Origin of the sequence: Micromonospora sp. DT63 (assembly GCF_049841615.1) — a bacterium.
Taxonomy (GTDB): Bacteria; Actinomycetota; Actinomycetes; order Mycobacteriales; family Micromonosporaceae; genus Micromonospora.
The window spans coordinates 376,018-395,403 of the sequence record NZ_JBNCKQ010000002.1 but is presented as its reverse complement, the minus strand read 5'-3'; the positions used below and the strand labels follow the sequence as shown (position 1 = coordinate 395,403).

Sequence of the window (19,386 nt, the reverse complement as noted above, 5' to 3'; positions counted from 1 at the left end):
CAGACCTGAAGGTACCGTGCGAACCATGGAGAACCCGCTGACCCCCGAGGTCCTCGCCGATCCGGTGCAGCTGACCCGCGTACTGGTCGACATAGAGTCCGTGTCCCTCAACGAGAAGGCCATCGCCGACTTCGTCGAGGAGGTGCTGCGGGGCGTACCGCACCTGTCCACGCACCGGCACGGCAACACCGTGATGGCGCGCACCGACCTCGGCCGGTCGCAGCGCGTCGTGCTCGCCGGTCACCTGGACACGGTGCCGTTGAACAACAACTTCCCGTCGACAATGCGCGGCGACCTGATGTACGGCTGCGGAACCTCCGACATGAAGTCCGGCGTCGCGTACGCCCTGCACCTGGCCGTGACGCTGCCCAACCCGCGCTACGACGTGACGTACTTCTTCTACGAGGCCGAGGAGATCGAGTCGCGCTACAACGGGCTCAACCTCGTCGCGCAGGCGTTCCCGGAGTGGCTGGAAGCGGACTTCGCGGTGCTGCTGGAGCCGACGTACGGCATCGTCGAGGCGGGCTGCCAGGGCACCATGCGGTCGGTGGTCACCACGACCGGCGTACGCGCCCACTCGGCGCGCTCCTGGCACGGCGTGAACGCGATCCACGCGGCCGGGGAGGTGCTGCGTCGTCTCCAGACGTACGAGGCACGCCGGGTCACCATCGACGGCTGCGACTACCGCGAGGGCATGAACGCGGTACGGATCAACGGTGGTGTGGCCGGCAACGTGGTCCCGGACCACTGCGAGATCGAGGTCAACTACCGGTTCGCCCCGGACCGCACCCCCGCTGAGGCGGAGGCGCACCTGCGTGAGGTGTTCGACGGCTTCGAGGTGCGGGTGACCGACACCGCGGCGGGTGCCGCCCCGGGGCTGGAGGCGGCCCCGGCGAAGGAGTTCCTGGCGGCGGTCGGCGCCGCGCCGATCGGCAAGCTGGGCTGGACGGATGTGGCCCGGTTCGCGGCGATGGGGATCCCCGCGCTGAACTTCGGCCCGGGCGACCCGAACCTCGCCCACCACCCCGACGAGCACGTCGAGATCAGCAAGATCCGGGACGGCGCGGCGACGCTGCACCGCTGGCTCGCCCCGGCCTGACCTGGTCGGGCCCGTTGCGGGCCGGCCGGTCGGCAGTGTTTCCGGCGATCAAGAGGTTCGCGTCAGCCGGGCCCGTTGTCGGCGGCGCGAACCTCTTGATCGGCTCCGGATCCGGTGGCGGCGGGCGACAGGGCGGGGTCGAGGTCACGGGCGCGGCGGCGCTCGGCCACCACGTCGTGGATCCGTCGCTGCATCTGTCGACGGATCCGGATCATCTCGCTGTTGCTGATCACGCTGTCTCCTCCCCCGAAGGCGCGCGCCCGGGCATACCCGGTATGTGAATAGTAAGACGTACGGGGAAGCCAAATAGTTGCCCATGATCGCGAACTATTTCTCGGCGTCCCCGCCCCGCACACCCGGCGTGTGCGGCTCCACTACGGTTGCCTCATGAGCCAGAACAACGGGCGGGAGGCCGGCCGCGGCCCGGGGCAGGAGCGGCACCGGGGCGCCGTCACGCTGCGCCGGGGGGCGATCCCGAGCAGCACCGCCGACCAGCGGCTGCTCGACTCGCGTGGGCGCGGGGACTGGAAGACCAGGGACGCCTGGCGGGCGCTGCGCATCCTCTCCGAGTTCGTCGAGGGCTTCGACACCCTCGCCGACCTGCCGCCGGCGGTCAGCGTCTTCGGCTCGGCCCGCAGCGGCCCGGACACGGCCGAGTGCCGGCTCGCCGAGGAGATGGGTGGCGCGCTCGCGCGGGCCGGTTACGCGGTCATCACCGGGGGTGGCCCGGGAGTGATGGAGGCCGCCAACCGGGGCGCCACCGAGGCCGGCGGGCTCTCCGTCGGGCTCGGCATCGAGCTGCCGTTCGAGCAGGGCATCAACGACTGGGTCGACCTGGCCATCGACTTCCGCTACTTCTTCGCCCGCAAGACCATGTTCGTCAAGTACGCGCAGGCGTTCGTGGTGCTGCCCGGTGGCTTCGGCACCATGGACGAGCTGTTCGAGGCGCTCACCCTCGTGCAGACCGGCAAGGTCACCCGGTTCCCGGTCGTGCTGATGGGCGTCGCCTACTGGCAGGGACTGCTGGACTGGCTGCGCGACACCATGGCCGCCAGCGGCAAGATCGGCCCGGTCGACCTGGACCTGATCTGCCTCACCGACGACGTCAACGCGGCCGTCCGCCACATCGTCGAGGCCGAGGCGGCGCTCTCCGTCGAGCAGGAGGCGGTCCGCGACGAGGCAGTGGCGCGTACCGGCGCCGACCAGCAGGCCGCCGCCGAGCAGGCCCCCGACCGGCCCCGGGAGAGCTGATGGCGGCCGTCTGCGTCTTCTGCGCCTCGTCCCGCACCCTCGACCAACGCTGGCTCGACCTCGCCACCGAGACCGGCGCGGAGCTGGCGCGACGCGGTCACACGCTGGTCAGCGGCGGCGGTTGCGTCGGCATGATGGGCGCGGTGGTCGACGGCGCGCGGGCCGCCGGCGGGCGCACCGTGGGCGTCATCCCGCAGGCGCTCGTCGATCTGGAGGTCGCCGACCTGGCCTCGGACGAGCTGCTGGTCACCGACTCGATGGCCAGCCGCAAGACCCTGATGATCGACAGGTCGGACGCGTTCCTCGCCCTGCCGGGCGGGCTGGGCACGCTGGACGAGCTGTTCGAGGTCTGGACCACCGCCACCCTCGCCCTGCACACCAAGCCGATGGTGCTGATCGACGCGGACGGCTTCTACCGGCCGCTGCTGGACTGGCTGGCCACCATCACCGACCAGAATTTCCTCAAACCCGCCGGGCGCAATCTGCTGACCGTGGTCGCCACGGTCCCCGAAGCGGTCAAAGCTCTGGAGTCCCACCTACCCTGACTCCGGGTCCCACCCGGTCGGTCATGAGAGGTGGCGGCAGGGCCGTCGGCGTGTCGTGCCGCCACCTCCCATGACCAGCGCGGCTGGGGTGGGTTGGTGTCGTAGGGGGGTGATGGGATTTGGTGATGCAGGCGTACCGGTTGGTGCGGCGGTCCGAGGGGCCGGCGCGAGGGGACGGGGCCGCGCCGGACGGCGGCGTCGCCGTGCCGAGTGGTGACGGTGCCGTCGCCGGTGCGGTCGAGGCCGCCGGCACACCTGGGCCGGCGAGCCTCCGCTGGCGTGTCGATCCCGTCCAGCAGGAGGTCGTCGCGCACACCGACGGGCCGATGCTGGTGCTCGGGGGTCCCGGCACCGGCAAGACCAGCACCCTCGTCGAGGCGGTCGCCGCCCGGGTCGCCGAGGGGGTCGATCCCGAACGGATCCTCGTGCTGACCTTCGGTCGCCGCGGCGCCACCGCGCTGCGCCAACGCATCGAGGCCCGGGTCGCGCAGGACGGCTACCGGGTGCTGCGCGAGCCGCTGGTGCGCACCTTCCCGGCGTACGCCTTCGGGCTGTTGCGCCGGGCCGCCGCCGAACGCGGCGAGCCGTCGCCCCGGCTGCTCACCGGCCCCGAGCAGGATCTGATCATCCGCGAGCTGCTGGACGTGGTCGGCGAGGAGCCCGAGGACGACCCGGTCGGCTGGCCGGACGACCTGCGCCCGGCACTGCGGACCCGGGCCTTCGCCGGCCAGTTGCGCGACCTGCTCATGCGCGCCGCCGAGCGCGGGGTCGGCCCGGCCGACCTGGCCCGGCTGGGCGAGAAGCTCGGCCGCGCCGACTGGCCGGCCGCCGCCCGCTTCCTGCGGGAGTACGTCTCGGTGCTCGCCCTGCGCGACGTCAGCAACCGGGGCTCGATCGCGTATGACCCGGCCGAGCTGGTCCGGGCCGCCACCGGTCTGCTGCGCGACGACGAGGAGCTGCTGGCCGCCGAGCGCCGCCGCCTCGCCCACGTGTACGTCGACGAACTGGCCGACACCGATCCCGCCCAGCTCGAACTGCTCTCGGTCATCGCCGGCGGGGGCAAGTCGCTCGTCGCGTTCGCCGACCCCGACTCCTCCACGTACGCCTTCCGTGGTGCGGACCCGGCCGGGGTGACCACGTTCGGGCACCGTTTCCGGACGGCCTCCGGCGCACCGGCCGCACAGGTGCTGCTGAGCACGTCGTACCGGGCCGGCCCGGTCCTGCTTTCCGCGATGGCCCAGCTGGGTCGCCGGCTGCGCGGTCCGATGGCGCACCGCCGGCTGCGCCCACTGCCGGACGCCCCGGCCGGTGTGGTCGAGGTGCACACGTTCCGGTCGGCGACCAGCGAGGCCGCCTGGCTGGCCCACGCGCTGCGCGCCGCGCACCTGCTCGACGGCGTCCCGTGGTCGCGGATGGCGGTCCTGGTGCGGTCCACGGCGTTGCAGTTGCCCACCCTGCAACGCGCGCTGCACGGCGCCGGCGTGCCGACCGTGGTGCACGGCGAGGACCTGCCCCTGCACCTGCAACCAGCGGTGGCCCCGCTGCTGCTCCTGCTGCGCTGCGCACTGGAACCGGCCCGGCTCGACGAGGAGGCGGCCGTCGCGCTGCTGCACTCGCCGCTGGGCGGAGCGGATCCGCTCGCCGAACGGCGACTGCGTCAGGGCCTGCGCGCCCTGGCGCTGGCCGGGGGTGACCGCCGCCCGTCCGGGGAGCTGATCGTCGAGGCGCTGCGCGACCCGACGGACCTGGCCGGCATCGACCGGCGGTGGGCGGAGCCGGCGCAGGCGGTGGCCGGGCTGCTCGCCACCGCCCGGGACGCCGCGGCCCAACCCGGCGCGACCGCCGAGACCGTGCTGTGGGAGGTCTGGGACGCCAGTGGGCTGGCGGAACGCTGGGCCGGCGCGATCGCCCAGGGACGGCCGGCGGCCGGGGAGGGCGACCTGGCCCGACGCCGGCGAGCCGAGGCCGCCGACCGGGACCTGGACGCCGTGCTGGTGCTCTTCGACGCGGCGGCCCGCTTCACCGACCGGCTGCCCGGCGCGCGTACCGAGGTCTTCCTCGACCACGTGCTCGCCCAGGACCTGCCGGCGGACACCATAGCGCCGACCGCCGACCGGGGCGCTGCCGTACGACTGCTCACCGCGCACGCCGCGAAGGGCCTGGAGTGGGACCTGGTCGCGATCGCCGGGGTGCAGGAGGGCATCTGGCCGGACCTGCGCCTGCGTGGCAGCCTGCTCGGGTCCGAACGGCTGGTAGACGTGCTCGCCGGCCGGTCCGTCGGCGGAGCCCGGGCGGCGAACGTGGTGGGCCAGACCTCGGCTCTGCTGGACGAGGAGCGCCGGCTCTTCCACGTCGCCATCAGCCGTGCCCGCCACCGCCTGCTGGTCAGCGCCGTGGCGTCGGCGGCGGTCGGCGGCGACGACCACGAGGAGCAGCCCAGCCGCTTCCTGCACGAACTGGGCCCGAGTACGCCGCCCGGCCCGCCGAGCACGCCGCCGGGCACACCCGGCCCGCGCACCGGCCCGCCGAGCGGTGGCCCGATCGCCGGCGCACCTGACGACACCCCGTCCGCCGACACCCCGTCCGCCGGCGGCGCGACCGGTGGCGGCGCGACCGGCGGCGGCACTGGTGGCGGCGCGACCGGTGGCGGCACTGGTGACGGCGCGACAGGTGGCGGCGTGGTCGGTAACGGCGGACCGGCTCGGGTGGCAGCGCCGGCGGCCGGCAACGACGCCGCCGATGGCGCGGACGACGACGAGCCGGACCAGCCCGGCGCGCTGCCGGTCACCCGGCCGCCGCGGGCGCTCACTCTGCCGGCGCTGGTCGCCGAACTGCGTACCGCCATCACCGACCCGGCCGCACCGGCGGCCCGGCGGCGCGCGGCGGCGGCCGAGCTGGCGCGGCTCGCCGCCGCAGGGGTTCCCGGCGCGCACCCCGACGACTGGTGGGGGTTGCGCGGCCTCTCCGACGACCGGCCGCTGGTCGACGAGGGGGCGCCGGTGCGGGTCACGCCGTCGGCGATGGAGAGCGCGCTGCGGTGCAGCCTGCGCTGGCTGCTGGAACGGCACGGGGGCAGCGGCCCGACCAGCACCGCGCAGGGCGTGGGCAACCTGGTGCACGCCGCCGCGATGCTCGCCGAGGACGCCAGCGCCGACCGGGGCGCGCTGCTCGACTACGTGGCCGCCCGGTTCGACGCGATCGAGCTGGCGGCCCGGTGGATGGCCGGCCCGGAGCGGGAGCGCGCCGAGGCGATGGTCGACAAGCTGCTGCGCTGGCTGGCCACCAACCCGCGCCGGCTGCTCGCCATCGAACACGAGTTCGCGGTCCGCCTGGACGATCCGCAGCGACCGGTGGACCTGACCGGGCGGGTCGACCGGCTGGAGGTCGACGACGCCGGCCGGCTGGTGGTGATCGACCTCAAGACCGGCAAGTCGACGGCGGTGACCGGCTCCGAACTGGCCGAGCATCCGCAACTCGGCGCGTACCAGGCGGCGGTGGAGGCGGGCGCGTTCGCCGAGTTCGGCGACGAGTCCGGCGGCGCGGCGCTGGTGCAGCTCGGCACGTCCGCGAAGGACGCCCGGGAGCAGAATCAGCCGGCGGCCGGCGAAGGGCCCGCGGCCGGCTGGGCGACCGCGCTGGTCCGGCGGACCGCCGATACGATGGCAGCCGCCACGTTCGCCGCGGTGGCCAACTCGAAGTGCCGGGTCTGCCCGGTGCGCACCAGCTGCCCGGTCTCCGGGCAGGGGCGCCAGGTGGTCGAGCCGCCGACCGTCCGACGTCCGGAGAATCCATGACCCAGCCCACCCTGTTCGGCGCGGGCCCCGCGCCGGCGCCCCGGCTGGCGGACTCCGGGCCCCGGTACACCCCGGTGGAGCTGGCCAAGCTGCTGCGGCTGCCGGCGCCCACCCGGGAGCAGGCCGCGATCATCGCCGCTCCGGTGGAGCCGCTGCTGGTGGTGGCGGGGGCCGGGTCCGGCAAGACCGAGACGATGGCCGCGCGGGTGGTCTGGTTGGTGGCCAACTCGTACGTGCGCCCCGAGCAGATCCTCGGGCTGACCTTCACCCGCAAGGCGGCCGGCGAACTGGCCCACCGGGTCCGCACCCGGCTCGACCAGCTGATCCGCCGGCTCGGCCGGCAGGGCCGCGACCCGCTGGACGACCCGCTCGCGGGTGAGCCCACCGTCTCCACCTACCACTCGTACGCCGGGCGGATCGTCACCGAGCACGGTCTGCGGGCCGGCTACGAGCCGTCCACCCGGCTGCTCACCGAGGCGTCCCGGTGGCAGTTGGTGGACCTGCTGGTGCGCAACTACGACGGCGACATGTCCGAGGTGGACCGGATGCCGAGCACCATCACCGACGCGGTGCTGGCGCTCGCCGGTGAGCTGGACGAGCACCTGGTCGCGCCGGACCAGCTGGCCGCCTGGACCGGCCGGTTCTTCGCCGAGGTGCAGTCGCGGCCGGGCCGGGTGTACGCCGACGTGCGCAAGGCGCTCGCCCTGCAACAGACCCGGCTGCGCCTGCTGCCGCTGGTGCGGGCGTACGCGCGGCGCAAGGAGGACTTCGAGGCGATGGACTTCGCCGACCAGCTCGCCCGGGCGGCGCGGGTGGCCCGGGATCACCCGGGGGTCGGCGAGATCGAGCGGGACCGCTTCCGAGTGGTGCTGCTCGACGAGTACCAGGACACGAGCCACGCGCAGGTGGTGCTGCTCAACGCGCTGTTCGGTGGCGGGCACCCGGTGACGGCGGTGGGTGACCCGTGCCAGTCCATCTACGGCTGGCGGGGCGCCAGCGCGGGCACCCTGGACCGGTTCCCCACCGAGTTCGCCCGCGCTGACGGTGAGCCGGCCCCGGCGCTCGGGCTCACCACCAGCTGGCGTAACCGGCCGGAGATCCTCCGGGTGGCGAACGCCCTGTCCACGCCGTTGCGCGCGGCCGGTGCCCGGGTGCCGGAGCTGCGCTCGGCGCTGACCGTCCGCGACCCGATCCCGCACCGAAGCCCCGGCGGCGCGGCCGGTGGCACTGTGCACTGCGCGCTGCTGCCCACGTACGCCGACGAGGCGGCGTGGATCGCCGACAGTGTGCTCGCCGCCTGGCGCGGCGCGGCCCGGATGCCCGGCGCGGCGCCGGAGCACATCCCGGTGGCGCAGCGCCCGACGACAGCGGTGCTGGTCCGGGTCCGCAGCCAGATCCCGGCGATCGAGTCGGCGTTGCGCGAGCGCGGCCTGCCGGTGGAGGTGGTGGGCCTCGGCGGTCTGCTGGACACTCCCGAGGTCCGCGACGTGGTGTGCACGCTGCGCGTGCTGGCCGACCCGACCGACGGGGCCGCGCTGCTGCGGCTGCTCACCGGCGCCCGCTGGCGGATCGGGCCGCGTGACCTGGTGGCGCTGCACCGGCGGGCCCGGGCCATCGCCAACGCGCGACGGCAGGTGGCCGCCGACGACACCTCGGACATCACCCCCGACCTGCTGGACGAGGCGACCCTGGTGGAGGCGTTGGCCGACCTCGGCCCGGCGCAGGCGTACTCGGCGGAGGGGTTCGCGCGGCTGCGGGCGTACGGCATGGAGTTGGCGCTGTTGCGCTACCGCCTGGACCAGGCCCTGCCGGATCTGATCGCGGACATCGAGCGGACCATCGGCCTGGACGTGGAGGTCGCGGTGCGTGCCGGCCGCGACGGCGCTGGCGACGCCGGCCTGGCCCGGGGGCACCTGGACGCCCTCGGCGATGTGGCGGCCCGTTTCAGCGGAGAGACGCCCGGCGCGACGCTTTCCGGCTTCCTGTCCTACCTGGCCGCCGCCGAGGACGAGGAGCGCGGTCTCGCCCCGGGCGAGGTCGAGGTCGTGGAGGGCGCGGTGCAGGTGGTCACCGCGCACGCCGCCAAGGGTCTGGAGTGGGACGTGGTGGCGGTGGCCGGGCTGTGCCGTGGGTCGTGGCCCGGGCCGGTGCGCAACTCCGACCACTGGCTGGGCGGGCTCGGCGTGCTGCCGTTCCCGCTGCGCGGCGACGCCGACGGGTTGCCGGAGCTGGCGCTCGACGACGCCGCCGACCAGCGGGCCGTGGCCCGGGCGGTGGCCGACTTCACCGACGCCTGGCGGGCCCACGACGAGCGGGAGGAGCGCCGGCTGACGTACGTGGCGGTCACTCGCCCGCGCCGGCTGTTGCTGTGCTCCGGCTACTGGTGGGGGGAGGGCACGAAGCGGCCGCGGGGTCCGTCGGTCTTCCTTCGCGAGGTGTACGACGCCTGCCTGGACGGCGGCCCGGGGCACCTGGTCGACGCGTGGGCGCCGGAGCCCACCCCGGACGCCACGAACCCGACGGCCGAGGTGGTGCTGCGCGCGGAGTGGCCGGCCGACCCGCTGGGTGGTCGCCGGCCGGCGTTGGCCGAGGCGGCCGGGCTGGTGCGCCGCCTGATGACGGACGGTCCGGCGTCGGTGGCTGTCGGGCCGGTGGGACCGGTGGTCGCCACGCCGACCGGGCCGGCGGCCGAGCCGGAGCCCGATCCGGAGGTGGCGCGCTGGCGGCGTGAGGCGGATCTGCTGCTGGCCGAGCGGGCCGAGCTGACCAGGCTGTCCGGCGCGGTCGAGGTGGCCCTGCCCGGGCAGTTGAGCGTCACCCAGCTGGTGGCGTTGCGGCGTGACCCGGCCGGGCTGGCCCGTACGCTGCGCCGTCCGGTGCCGACCGAGCCGAATCCGTACGCCCGTCGCGGCACCGCGTTCCATGCCTGGCTGGAGCAGCGCTTCGGTGCCGACCGTCTGCTCGACCTGGACGAGCTGCCCGGTGCGGCCGACGCGGACTCCGCGCCGGACGAGGCGCTTGTCGAGTTGCAGGAGCGGTTCCTGGCCAGCGAGTGGGCCGACCGGTCACCGGTGGAGGTGGAGGTGCCGTTCGCCACGGTCATCGCCGGAGTGGTGGTGCGGGGGCGGATGGACGCGGTCTTCGCCCGGCCGGGTGGGCGGTTCGACGTGGTCGACTGGAAGACCGGCGCGCAGCCGACCGGGCCGGCGGCGGAGGTGGCCGCCGTGCAGTTGGCCGTGTACCGGTTGGCCTGGGCGGAGCTGGCTGGCGTGCCGGTCGACCGGGTGGGCGCGGCCTTCCACTACGTCCGCCACGGCACGACCGTTCGGCCCGCCGACCTGCTGGATGTGACCGGGCTCACGGCCATGATCAGCCAGTTGCCCGAAGATTCCGCCCAAGATTGACCGCTCGCGGGAAAACCATGATACGTTGACCGGGTTGCAGTTTTGGTTACCAGAGACTCTGTGTGCGCCTGGCGGGATTGTGGCCCCAGGCGCTCTTTGTTGTGTCCGGAGTTCTCCGGGCGGGGCGACCAGAAGCGACAGGCGATTCGCGCATCCCCGCGCGGAGCGCTCCTCTTCGGGCACGCAACAAGTGCGAGTCCGACGTTCCGTCAAGGAGACGAAACACATGGCTATTGGCACCGTGAAGTGGTTCAACGCTGACAAGGGCTTCGGCTTCATCACCCCGGACGGCGGCGGCGCTGACGTCTTCGCCCACTTCTCGGCGATCCAGTCCTCCGGCTACCGGAGCCTGGACGAGAACCAGCGGGTCGAGTTCGAGGTGACCCAGGGCCAGAAGGGCCCGCAGGCGGAGAACATCCGCCCGCTCTGATCTTCGGATCGGTCAGCATTACCTGTCGCGCCCTCCGGGTGTGACGGTGACGGGACCGGCCCGCCTCGCCGTCGCCTGCCTCCGCAGGCGGCGGCCCGGCGGCGGGCCGGCCCGTACTCCAATCGGTTCGTGCTTGTGAGTCCTGGCTGCCCTGCGCCGCCGGTTGACAGCGCCGACTTCGGCGCCCTCCCTCGACACGTGCCGCGTCGAGGAAGGCTTCTGCGTGACCACAGTTATTCCGTCTTTCGCCCATACCGGTCTGGCGCCGGCGCTGCTGAGCGCGCTGACCGCACAGGGCATCACCGAGCCGTTCCCGATCCAGTCGGCCACTCTTCCGGACTCGCTCGCGGGCCGGGACGTGCTCGGCCGGGGTCGTACCGGCTCGGGTAAGACGCTCGCCTTCGGGCTTCCCCTGCTCTCGCGCACCGCCGGCCGCAAGGCCCGGCCGGGTCGCCCGCTGGCCCTGGTGCTGGTGCCGACCCGCGAGCTGGCGCAGCAGGTGACCGCCGCACTGGCTCCGTACGCCCGCGCCGTCGGCCTGCGCTGCGCCACAGTCGTCGGCGGGTTGTCGTTGCAGCGCCAGGCGGACGCGCTGCGCGCCGGCGCCGAGGTGGTCGTGGCGACTCCCGGCCGGCTGCACGACCTGATCAACCGTGGCGACGCCCGGCTCGACCAGGTCGAGATCACCGTGCTGGACGAGGCCGACCAGATGGCCGACATGGGCTTCCTGCCGCAGGTGACCAAGCTGCTGGAGCAGGTCGCCCCGCAGGGTCAGCGGATGCTCTTCTCCGCCACCCTGGACGGCGGCGTGGACCGGCTGGTCCGCCGCTTCCTCAGTAGCCCGGTCACCCACTCGGTCGACCCGGGCACCGCCACGGTCACCGCGATGACCCACCACGTACTGCACGTCGACGCGCTCGACAAGCCCGACGCGCTGACCCGGATCGCCGCCCGTGAGGGTCGCACCATCCTCTTCATGGGCACCAAGCACCGCGCGGACCGGCTCGCGCGCCAGTTGCTCTCCAAGGGTGTACGCGCCGCCGCGCTGCACGGTGGCAAGTCGCAGCCGCAGCGCACCCGCATCCTGGAGCAGTTCCGCAACGGCCAGGTGACCGCCCTGGTCGCCACGGACGTGGCGGCCCGGGGCATCCACGTCGACGGCCTCGACATGGTCGTCAACGTGGACCCGCCGACCGAGGCGAAGGACTACCTGCACCGGGGCGGTCGGACGGCCCGCGCCGGCGAGTCCGGCTCCGTGGTCACCCTCGTCCTGCCCGAGCAGCGCCGGGACGTGTCCCGGCTGATGGCCACCGCCGGCATCCGGCCGCAGTCGGTCCAGGTGCGCCCGGGTGACGAGGCGCTGGTCCGGGTCACCGGGGCGCGTGAGCCGTCCGGTGTGCCGGTGACGATCGCCGCCCCGCCGGTGGCTGTCAGTCGGGGACGCGCATCCGGTGGCTCGGCCACCGACGGCGGCGCCCGCCCGGCGCACCGCGCGTCGGGTCGGTCCCGTCGCCCGCGCCGCCCGCGTACCGTCTGACGCTCCACGCACGTCACCGACCCGCCCCGCTTCGGCTGGGCGGGTCGGTTTGTGTGCGGGGTGGTCCGGGTCGCGCCCCGGATCGGCCTCCTCGACTGTCGTGGCGGTCGATGAACCGCACCGCCCGGCCGCCGGACGAGTCGAATATCAGCCGCGGCTTGGTCGGCTGGCCGACTGTGCCCCGGCCCGGTGTGGTCGAAGCTGGCCACCGGGGGAAGCCGGGCGGGGGGCCCGGTGTGGGAGGGGTGACCATGGCGGGCGAAGCCGGCTCGGGGGCGCTGCGCGAACTGATCCTGGTGGCCGCGGTCGGGCTCGCCGGGTTGCTGCTCGCGATGGTCGCGGCGTTCGCGCCCTGGCATGCCACCGCGGGGGGCAATGCTCCCGCCGGTCTGGTGGAGCTGCACAGTCCCGACGACCCGGGCTCCGGCCCGACGGTCGAGCACCGGGGCTGAGCAGCGACCGGCCGACCGGTGCCGGCCCAGGGGCAGGCCCGGTCAGGATCGGTACGAGGTGTGGTCGGGTCGGCGGGGCACCGACCCGACCACACCGCCCACGAGCCACGCCGCCACGACCGCGCCGATCTTGCATTTCCTGTCGTTGATTCGTTGCGATACATCCCCTTTGTCGCGACAAAAAGTGCAAGATCGCGGGGTCGGGGTCGGGGCCCGGGGTGCGGGGCCTGGGTGGTTAGGGGGTGGGGGTCTGGTTGTGGGTTAGCAGGTTTGCCAGGGTGGTGCTGTCGACGACTGTGGCGATCGCCCCGTGCACGGCCAGCCAGACGTCGGTGAGCCCGGCGGCCACCCCGTGGTAGCCGGCGCGTTCGGCCGGCAGCCCGCGTACCGTGGTCAGCGAGCCACCTACCGCGCGCAGCACATCGCCGACGGTGATCTCCTCGGCTGGCCGGGTCAGCGTGTATCCGCCCTCGGCGCCGCGGTGGCTGTGCAGCAGGCCGGCCCGGCGCAGGTCGAGCAGGATGCCCTGCAGGAAGCTGAGCGGGATCTCCTGCGCCTCGGCGAGGCTGCCCGCCTTCACCAACTCGCCAGCGCCACCACCGCCCGCGCCACCACCGCCCGCGCCACCACCGGCAGCACCACCACCGGCCGCGTCGCCGCCGCGTACGGCGGCAGCGACGGCCAGCATCGCCCGGAGGGCGTAGTCGCTGCGCGCGGAGACGTACACGTCACTGACCAGCCTGGTCCAGTACGCCCCAGCGACGGCGGATCGCCTTGTCGGCCGCGCCGAAGGCCGCGTCCACGACGAGGCCCAGCACCAGGATGACGATCATTGTGGAGAGCAGCCACGGCGCGTCGGACAGCTCCCGCGAGTAGGTGAGCTGGGCGCCCAGCGACGTCTGCGAGATGCCGACGACGATCAGCTCGCCGGCCATCAGACTCCGCCAGGAGAACGCCCAACCCTGCTTGAGGCCCGCGACGATCGCCGGCAGGGCGGCCGGTGCGATCACGTACCGGTAGAGGTTGAGCCCCCGCGCGCCCAGGTTGCGTCCGGCGCGCAGCAGCAGCGGCGGTACGTAGTCCACACCGGAGATCACGCCGTTGGCGATGGACGGCGCGGCGCCGAGCACCACCACGAAGAAGATCGCCTTCTCGCTCAGCTCGAACAGCAGGATGGCCAGCGGGAACCAGGCGATCGACGGCATGGTCTGCAACGCGGTGATCATCGAGCCGATGGCGGCGCGCAGCACCCGGGAGCGGGCCACCGCGAGGCCCAGCAGCAGGCCGACAGCTACCGAGAAGACGTACCCGACGGCCGCGCGGCGCAGCGTGGTGGCCAGGCCCTCCCAGAGCTGCGGACCCTGGGCCTGGGTCGCCAACTCGCGACCCACGACCAGCGGGCCCGGCAGGGAGTACGGCGGTTTCCAGCCCGACCAGACCACCACCTGCCAGGCCAGGAGCACGATGGCCAGCGCGGCGAGCTTGGGCCAGGTGGCCGCCCAGAGCCGGGTGCCGCGGGATACCTCCTTCTCCCGTCCGGCGATCTCCAGCGCGTCCAGGCCGGAGATCTCCGCGTCGCTGCGTGCCGTGCTGGTGAGGGTGTCACTGGCCATGGCGGCCTACCTCCGTGCGGAGCCGTTCGGTGACCTCGGCGGCGATCGCGGCGACCTCGGGCGAGTCGATCCGCCGTGGCCGTGGGATGTCCACTTCGGTGGAGTAGATGATCCGGCCGGGCCGGCTGGAGAGCAGGATGATCCGGTCGGCCAGGCGGGCGGCCTCGCGGACGTTGTGCGTGACGAAGAGCACCGAGAGCCGGCGCTCGGACCAGATCCGTTCCAGTTCGTCGTGCAGGATGTCGCGGGTCATGGCGTCCAGCGCGCCGAACGGCTCGTCCATCAGCAGCACCGGCGTGTCCAGGGCCAGCGTGCGGGCCAGCGCGACCCGCTGCCGCATTCCGCCGGACAGCTCGTGTGGACGCTTGCGGCCGAACTCGGCGAGGTGCACCGTGCGCAGCAGCTCGGCGACCCGCTCGCGGCGCTCGGCGCGGGGCAGCCCGCGCAGCTTCAGCGGCACCTCGACGTTGGCCTCGACGGTCAGCCAGGGGAAGAGCGCCGGCTCCTGGAACATCAGCCCCGGATTGGCGTCGCCGGCGATGCCGATCTGCCCGCCGCTGGGCCGGTCCAGGCCGGCGACCAGGTTGAGCAGGGTGCTCTTGCCGCAGCCGGACGCGCCGACGAGGCACACGAACTCACCCGGCGCCACGTCCAGGGAGACCCCGTCCAGGGCCAGCACCGCGCTCGGCCCGCGTCCGTACACCTTGGTCACACCGGAGAGCGCGACAGCGGTGGTCGCGCTCTCCGGTGTCGTCGTGGTCGACGTCATGGCTGGGTGACCTCGGGCTTGCCGGCCGCCTTGAGCGACTTGTTGAGGTACGTCAGGTCGTACAGGCCCTTGAGGTCCACCGGCTCGGTCAGCTTGACCTCGACGGCGTGGTCGAGACCGGCCTTGAGGGAGGTGGGGATCGGGTCGTTGGTGAACTCCAACGTCGGCCACGCCTGCTTGATCAGCTTGAGGTCCAGCGGCTTGCCGGTGATCTTGCCGATGGCGTCGGAGATGGCCTGCTGGGCCTCGTCCGGCTTGGTGTTGACGAACTCGTTCGCGGCCACCTGGCCGTCGACCAGCTTCTGCACCACGTCCGGGTGTGCCTTGAGGAACTTCGTGCTGACCAGCAGGTTGGTGATGACGAACTTCTTGTCCGGCCACAGGTCGCGCTCGTCGACGAGCACCTTGCCGCCGGCGTTGACCAGCCGGGAGACGAACGGCTCGGGCACCCAGGCGGCGTCGATCGCGCCGCTGGAGAAGGTCTCCACCGTCTGGGCGTTCTCCTGCGGCACGATCTTGACGTCGCCACCGCCCTCCTTGGTGGTGGTCAGCCCCTGCTGCTTGAGCCAGTAGCGGACCGCCACGTCTTGGGTGTTGCCGAGCTGCGGGGTGGCGACCTTCTTGCCCTTGAGGTCCTGCGGGCCGTTGATGCCGGGCTTGACGACAAGCGCCACGCCTCCGGAGGCGGCGCCGGAGATGACCCGGACGGCCTCGCCCTTGGACTTGGAGAACGCGTTCACTGTGGGGTTCGGGCCGATGTACGTCGCGTCCAGCGCGCCGGAGAAGACGGCCTCGATGGCGGCCGGGCCGGCGTTGAAGGTCTTCGGGTCCAGCTTGACGTCTGCGCCGAGCTTCTCGGCGAAGATGCCCTTCTCCACGCCGACGACGGCCGGCGCGTGAGTGATGTTGGGGAAGTAGCCGAGCCGCAGGGTCACCGGGCCGGAACCGCCCCCCGCGCCCTCGCTGTCGTCGCCGCACGCGGCGGTGCTGCCCAGGGTCGCCGCGCCGAGGGCGGCGAGGGTGGCCAGGGTGACCAACCGGCGCAGGGGGAGCCGTCTCATCGTCCATCCAATCCGCAGTATTCCTACTTACTTGGTAGGAAGACTGGGCCAGGCCGCGTGCAGCGTCAAGACCCATCCACATGGCGGGATGGTGCGTCTCAGATATGTCGGCATTTCCTACCTGCTTGCTAGGCCAAGCAGGTCGCGCGCGTCAGGCGCGGACGCTTGCGGCAGCCACGTCGAGGTGGTGGACGCATCGACGAGTACGCGCCGACGTCGTCCGTGTGCCGACCCCTGTCATCCCTCGGAGGAGGGTCGGTTGCGGACCACCAGCTCGTCGATCTCCAGCCGACCGACGCGCAGCTCCCGCACCACCGCCCGGCGGATCGCCAGCCGCCCGATTGTCAGCGCCCCGACGGCCACGGCCCCGACGGCCAGCGCGCCCACGGCGAGGGCGCCGAGCGCAACCGCGCCGGTGGCCGCCGCGCCTGTCGCCCGCGCGCCGGTGGTCGCCGCGCCCGTCGCCGCTGCGCCGTTCGCGCGCGCCCCGGTCAACCGCATCAGGCGTACGTCTCGCTTCATCCCCCCATTGTCGCCGTACCGCAGGCCGTCCGCTCCCCACCGGCCCGGGACGCGGCCGTCACGGCCGAGCCGGTCGCAGTCCCGTACGCGGCGCACGCCCTCTCCCGGTCTCTGTGGCCGCGGCTCCGGTAGGTCGCCGGTGGCGGGGATGCCGACGCGCTAGGGTCGATCCCGTGGCGGCGCGGAGATCCAGAATTCCAGCGACGAAGTACCCGGTCGAGCGGTTCACCCTCGACAACGGCCTGCGGGTGGTCCTGACCCCCGATCGCAGTGCCCCGGTGATCGGGGTGGCGGTGGTCTACGACGTCGGCATCCGCTCCGAGCCCCAGGGGCGCACCGGCTTCGCCCACCTCTTCGAGCACCTGATGTTCCAGGGCTCGGAGAACCTGGAGAAACTGGCCCACTTCCGGCACGTGCAGGGTGCCGGCGGCACGTTCAACGGCTCCACCCACCTGGACTACACCGACTACTTCGAGACGCTGCCGAGCAACGCGCTGGAGCGCGCGCTGTTCCTGGAGGCGGACCGGATGCGCGGGCCCCGACTGACCGAGGAGACCCTGCGCAACCAGGTCGACGTGGTCAAGGAGGAGATCCGGGTCAACGTCCTCAACCGGCCGTACGGCGGCTTTCCCTGGCTGACCCTGCCGCCGGTCATGTTCGACACGTTTCCGAACGCGCACGACGGCTACGGCTCGTTCGACGACCTGGAGTCGGCCACCGTCGCGGACGCCGCCGACTTCTTCCGCCGCTACTACGCCAGCGGCAACGCGGTGCTGGCCGTCAGCGGCGACATCGACGTGGCCGAGGCGACCGAGCTGGTCACCCGGCACTTCGGCGACGTCCCGTCCCGTCCCGCACCGCGCCGGCCGGACTTCACCGAGCCCGACCTGACCGCCGAGCGGCGCAGCTCGTACACCGATGCCCTGGCGCCGCTGCCGGCGGTGGCCGGCGCCTGGCGGGTGCCCGACCCGGTCGGCGACTTCGCCGGCTACCTGCCGTACGTGGTGCTGGCCGAGGTGCTCACCGACGGCGACGCGTCCCGGCTGGTCGAACGACTGGTCCAGCGCGACCGCACGGTGACCAGCCTCGGCGGCTACCTCGGCTTCATGGGCGACCCGTTCGACGTCCGCGACCCCACCGCGCTGCTGCTCCAGGCGCACCTGCCGCCCGGCGGCGACGTGGACAAGGTGCTGCGCACCATCGACGAGGAGCTGGACCGGCTGGCCACCGACGGGCTGACCGACGGCGAGCTGGCCCGCACCCAGGCCCGGATGGCCACCCACCTGCTGCGCGACACCGACGCGGTGCTCGGCCGGGCGCTACGGATGGCCGTTCTGGAACAGCAACGCGGCGAGCCGGGCCTGCTCAACGACCTGCCCCGACTGGTCGGCGACGTCACCGAGGAGCAGGTCCGGGCCGCCGCGGCCACCCTGCGCCCGGAGCGCCGCGCCGCCGTCGAGGTCATCCCCGGAGGCGCCCGGTGAGCGCGAGGAGTGAGCCGGTTCTGCGAGCCCCGCAGTCGCGAACGAAGGTGACACAGTGACCACCACCGCCAGCACCGCCCCGCGTACGCTGCCCCCGCTCGGCCCCACCCGCAAACTCAAGGTGCCCAAGCAGGCCGAACGCACGCTGCGCAACGGGCTCACCGTGATCGCCGTACGCCGGCCGGCGGTGCCCCTGGTCGAGCTGCGGCTCTGGGTGCCGTTCGGCCGCGCCCACCTCGCGCGCGGCGCGATGCTCTCACAGACCATGCTCTCCGGCACCGAGTCGATGACCAGCGTGCAGTTGGCCGCCGAGCTGCAGAAGGTGGGCGGCGGACTGTCCGCGGGCGTCGACCCGGACCGGCTGATGCTCTCCGGCGCCGGCCTGGTCACCGGCCTGGACCGGATGCTGGAGCTGCTGGCCGAGGTGCTGACCGGCGCCAGTTACCCCAGCGACGAGGTCGCCGCCGAGCGGGACCGGCTGATCGATCGGATCCAGGTCGCTCAGAGCCAGCCGGCGCACCTGGCCCGGGAGGCGCTGCTGAAGCGGATCTACGGGCGACACCCGTACGCGACGCAGACCCCCGAGCCGGACCAGATCCGTGCCGTCCGGCCGGCGGCCCTGCGCAGCCTGCACGCCGAGCGGGTGCACCCCGCCGGGGCGCAGCTGGTGGTGGTCGGCGACGTACAGCCGGAGAAGGCGCTGGACGCGGCCGAGCGGGCGCTCGGTGGGTGGGCCGGCGCCGGGCGTACGGCCACCCTGCCGGCCACCCCGCCGCTGGAGCCGGGGCCGCTGCTGCTTGTCGACCGGCCCGGCTCGGTGCAGTCCTCGCTGCGGGTCGCGCTGCCCGCCGTGCCGCGCACCGACCCGGACCACGCGCCGCTACAACTCGCCAACCTGATCTTCGGGGGCTACTTCTCGTCCCGCTGGGTGGAGAACATCCGCGAGGACAAGGGCTACACGTACGGCCCGCACTCGGTGATCGAGCACTCGGTGGCCGGGTCGGTTCTGGTCGCCGGCGCCGAGGTGGCCACCGAGGTCACCGGCCCGGCGCTGCTGGAGACGACGTACGAGCTGGGCCGGCTGGCGTCGTTGCCGCCGAAGCCGGAGGAGCTGGAGCAGGCCCGCCAGTACGCCCTGGGCACCCTCCAGCTCGGCATGTCCACCCAGGCCGGTCTGGCCGCGCTGACCAGCGCGTACGCCGGGAACGGCCTGCGGCTGGAGTTCCTCGCGGAGTACGCGGCCCGCCTGGCGAAGGCGACGGTCGACGACGTGGCGCGGGCTGCCGCCCACTATCTGGCGCCGGCTCGTGCGGCGGTGGTCGTGCTCGGCGACGCCGAGCGGATCACCCCGGGGCTGGCCGCGCTGACGCCGGTCCACACCGAACCGGTGCAGCCGTGAGGCACCGCCACGGCCCGCCGGTCCGG

General features: G+C 73.6%; 16 protein-coding genes. 10 read left to right on the top strand and 6 right to left on the bottom strand.

Annotated elements, in window-relative coordinates; translation table 11 throughout:
* Window positions 1-25 precede the first annotated feature (25 nt).
* Window positions 26-1,099 (top strand): succinyl-diaminopimelate desuccinylase, encoded by a 1,074-nt coding sequence (gene dapE / locus ACLQ27_RS08560; RefSeq protein ID WP_234583811.1) that lies wholly within the window; start codon window positions 26-28, stop codon window positions 1,097-1,099.
* A gap of 62 nt (window positions 1,100-1,161) precedes the next feature.
* On the opposite strand, the gene ACLQ27_RS08555 is transcribed toward dapE, so the two are convergent.
* The gene (locus ACLQ27_RS08555) at window positions 1,162-1,332 is read right to left on the bottom strand and encodes a hypothetical protein (protein WP_234583810.1); all 171 of its coding nucleotides are present in this window, start codon (window positions 1,330-1,332) and stop codon (window positions 1,162-1,164) included.
* A gap of 154 nt (window positions 1,333-1,486) precedes the next feature.
* On the opposite strand from ACLQ27_RS08555, the gene ACLQ27_RS08550 reads away from it, so the two are divergent.
* From ACLQ27_RS08550 to ACLQ27_RS08520, 7 genes are all read left to right on the top strand, one after another.
* The gene (locus tag ACLQ27_RS08550; protein ID WP_357495765.1) at window positions 1,487-2,350 is read left to right on the top strand and encodes a TIGR00730 family Rossman fold protein; all 864 of its coding nucleotides are present in this window, start codon (window positions 1,487-1,489) and stop codon (window positions 2,348-2,350) included.
* A complete protein-coding gene (locus ACLQ27_RS08545) occupies window positions 2,350-2,895 on the top strand; it encodes a TIGR00730 family Rossman fold protein (RefSeq protein ID WP_234583807.1) in 546 nt (181 codons plus the stop codon). The genes ACLQ27_RS08550 and ACLQ27_RS08545 overlap by 1 nt, the downstream gene beginning before the upstream one ends.
* A 125-nt stretch (window positions 2,896-3,020) precedes the next feature.
* Window positions 3,021-6,689 (top strand): ATP-dependent helicase, encoded by a 3,669-nt coding sequence (locus tag ACLQ27_RS08540; RefSeq protein ID WP_425866227.1) that lies wholly within the window; start codon window positions 3,021-3,023, stop codon window positions 6,687-6,689.
* Window positions 6,686-10,093 carry an ATP-dependent helicase gene (locus ACLQ27_RS08535; protein WP_425866225.1) on the top strand — a complete coding sequence of 1,136 codons (3,408 nt, stop codon included), beginning with the start codon at window positions 6,686-6,688 and terminating at the stop codon, window positions 10,091-10,093. Before ACLQ27_RS08540 ends, ACLQ27_RS08535 begins: the two co-directional genes overlap by 4 nt.
* A gap of 226 nt (window positions 10,094-10,319) precedes the next feature.
* A complete protein-coding gene (gene cspE / locus ACLQ27_RS08530) occupies window positions 10,320-10,523 on the top strand; it encodes a transcription antiterminator/RNA stability regulator CspE (protein WP_007464836.1) in 204 nt (67 codons plus the stop codon).
* Between the two features lie 223 nt (window positions 10,524-10,746).
* Window positions 10,747-12,060: a DEAD/DEAH box helicase gene (locus ACLQ27_RS08525; RefSeq protein WP_425866223.1), complete on the top strand. Its 1,314-nt coding sequence runs from the start codon at window positions 10,747-10,749 to the stop codon at window positions 12,058-12,060.
* A 251-nt stretch (window positions 12,061-12,311) separates the two neighbouring features.
* Window positions 12,312-12,512, top strand: coding sequence for a hypothetical protein (locus tag ACLQ27_RS08520; protein WP_234587687.1), 201 nt, complete (start codon window positions 12,312-12,314; stop codon window positions 12,510-12,512).
* A gap of 235 nt (window positions 12,513-12,747) precedes the next feature.
* Here the strand turns inward: ACLQ27_RS08520 and ACLQ27_RS08515 are convergent, their stop codons facing one another.
* The 5 genes from ACLQ27_RS08515 to ACLQ27_RS08495 all read right to left on the bottom strand — a co-directional run bounded on the left by ACLQ27_RS08515 (window position 12,748) and on the right by ACLQ27_RS08495 (window position 16,477).
* Window positions 12,748-13,239: an RrF2 family transcriptional regulator gene (locus tag ACLQ27_RS08515; RefSeq protein ID WP_234587685.1), complete on the bottom strand. Its 492-nt coding sequence runs from the start codon at window positions 13,237-13,239 to the stop codon at window positions 12,748-12,750.
* A 1-nt stretch (window position 13,240) separates the two neighbouring features.
* Complete coding sequence (locus tag ACLQ27_RS08510; RefSeq protein WP_234587683.1) at window positions 13,241-14,125, bottom strand: ABC transporter permease; 885 nt, start codon at window positions 14,123-14,125, stop codon at window positions 13,241-13,243.
* Window positions 14,115-14,894, bottom strand: a complete 780-nt coding sequence (locus ACLQ27_RS08505; RefSeq protein WP_357495778.1) for an ABC transporter ATP-binding protein — start codon at window positions 14,892-14,894, stop codon at window positions 14,115-14,117. The genes ACLQ27_RS08510 and ACLQ27_RS08505 overlap by 11 nt, the downstream gene beginning before the upstream one ends.
* Window positions 14,891-15,955, bottom strand: a complete 1,065-nt coding sequence (locus tag ACLQ27_RS08500; RefSeq protein ID WP_357495780.1) for an ABC transporter substrate-binding protein — start codon at window positions 15,953-15,955, stop codon at window positions 14,891-14,893. The genes ACLQ27_RS08505 and ACLQ27_RS08500 overlap by 4 nt, the downstream gene beginning before the upstream one ends.
* A gap of 237 nt (window positions 15,956-16,192) precedes the next feature.
* Complete coding sequence (locus ACLQ27_RS08495; RefSeq protein WP_357495782.1) at window positions 16,193-16,477, bottom strand: hypothetical protein; 285 nt, start codon at window positions 16,475-16,477, stop codon at window positions 16,193-16,195.
* 173 nt (window positions 16,478-16,650) lie between these two features.
* On the opposite strand from ACLQ27_RS08495, the gene ACLQ27_RS08490 reads away from it, so the two are divergent.
* The gene (locus tag ACLQ27_RS08490; RefSeq protein ID WP_357495784.1) at window positions 16,651-17,961 is read left to right on the top strand and encodes a M16 family metallopeptidase; all 1,311 of its coding nucleotides are present in this window, start codon (window positions 16,651-16,653) and stop codon (window positions 17,959-17,961) included.
* Between the two features lie 55 nt (window positions 17,962-18,016).
* Window positions 18,017-19,360 carry a M16 family metallopeptidase gene (locus ACLQ27_RS08485; RefSeq protein WP_425866219.1) on the top strand — a complete coding sequence of 448 codons (1,344 nt, stop codon included), beginning with the start codon at window positions 18,017-18,019 and terminating at the stop codon, window positions 19,358-19,360.
* Window positions 19,361-19,386: the final 26 nt, after the last annotated feature.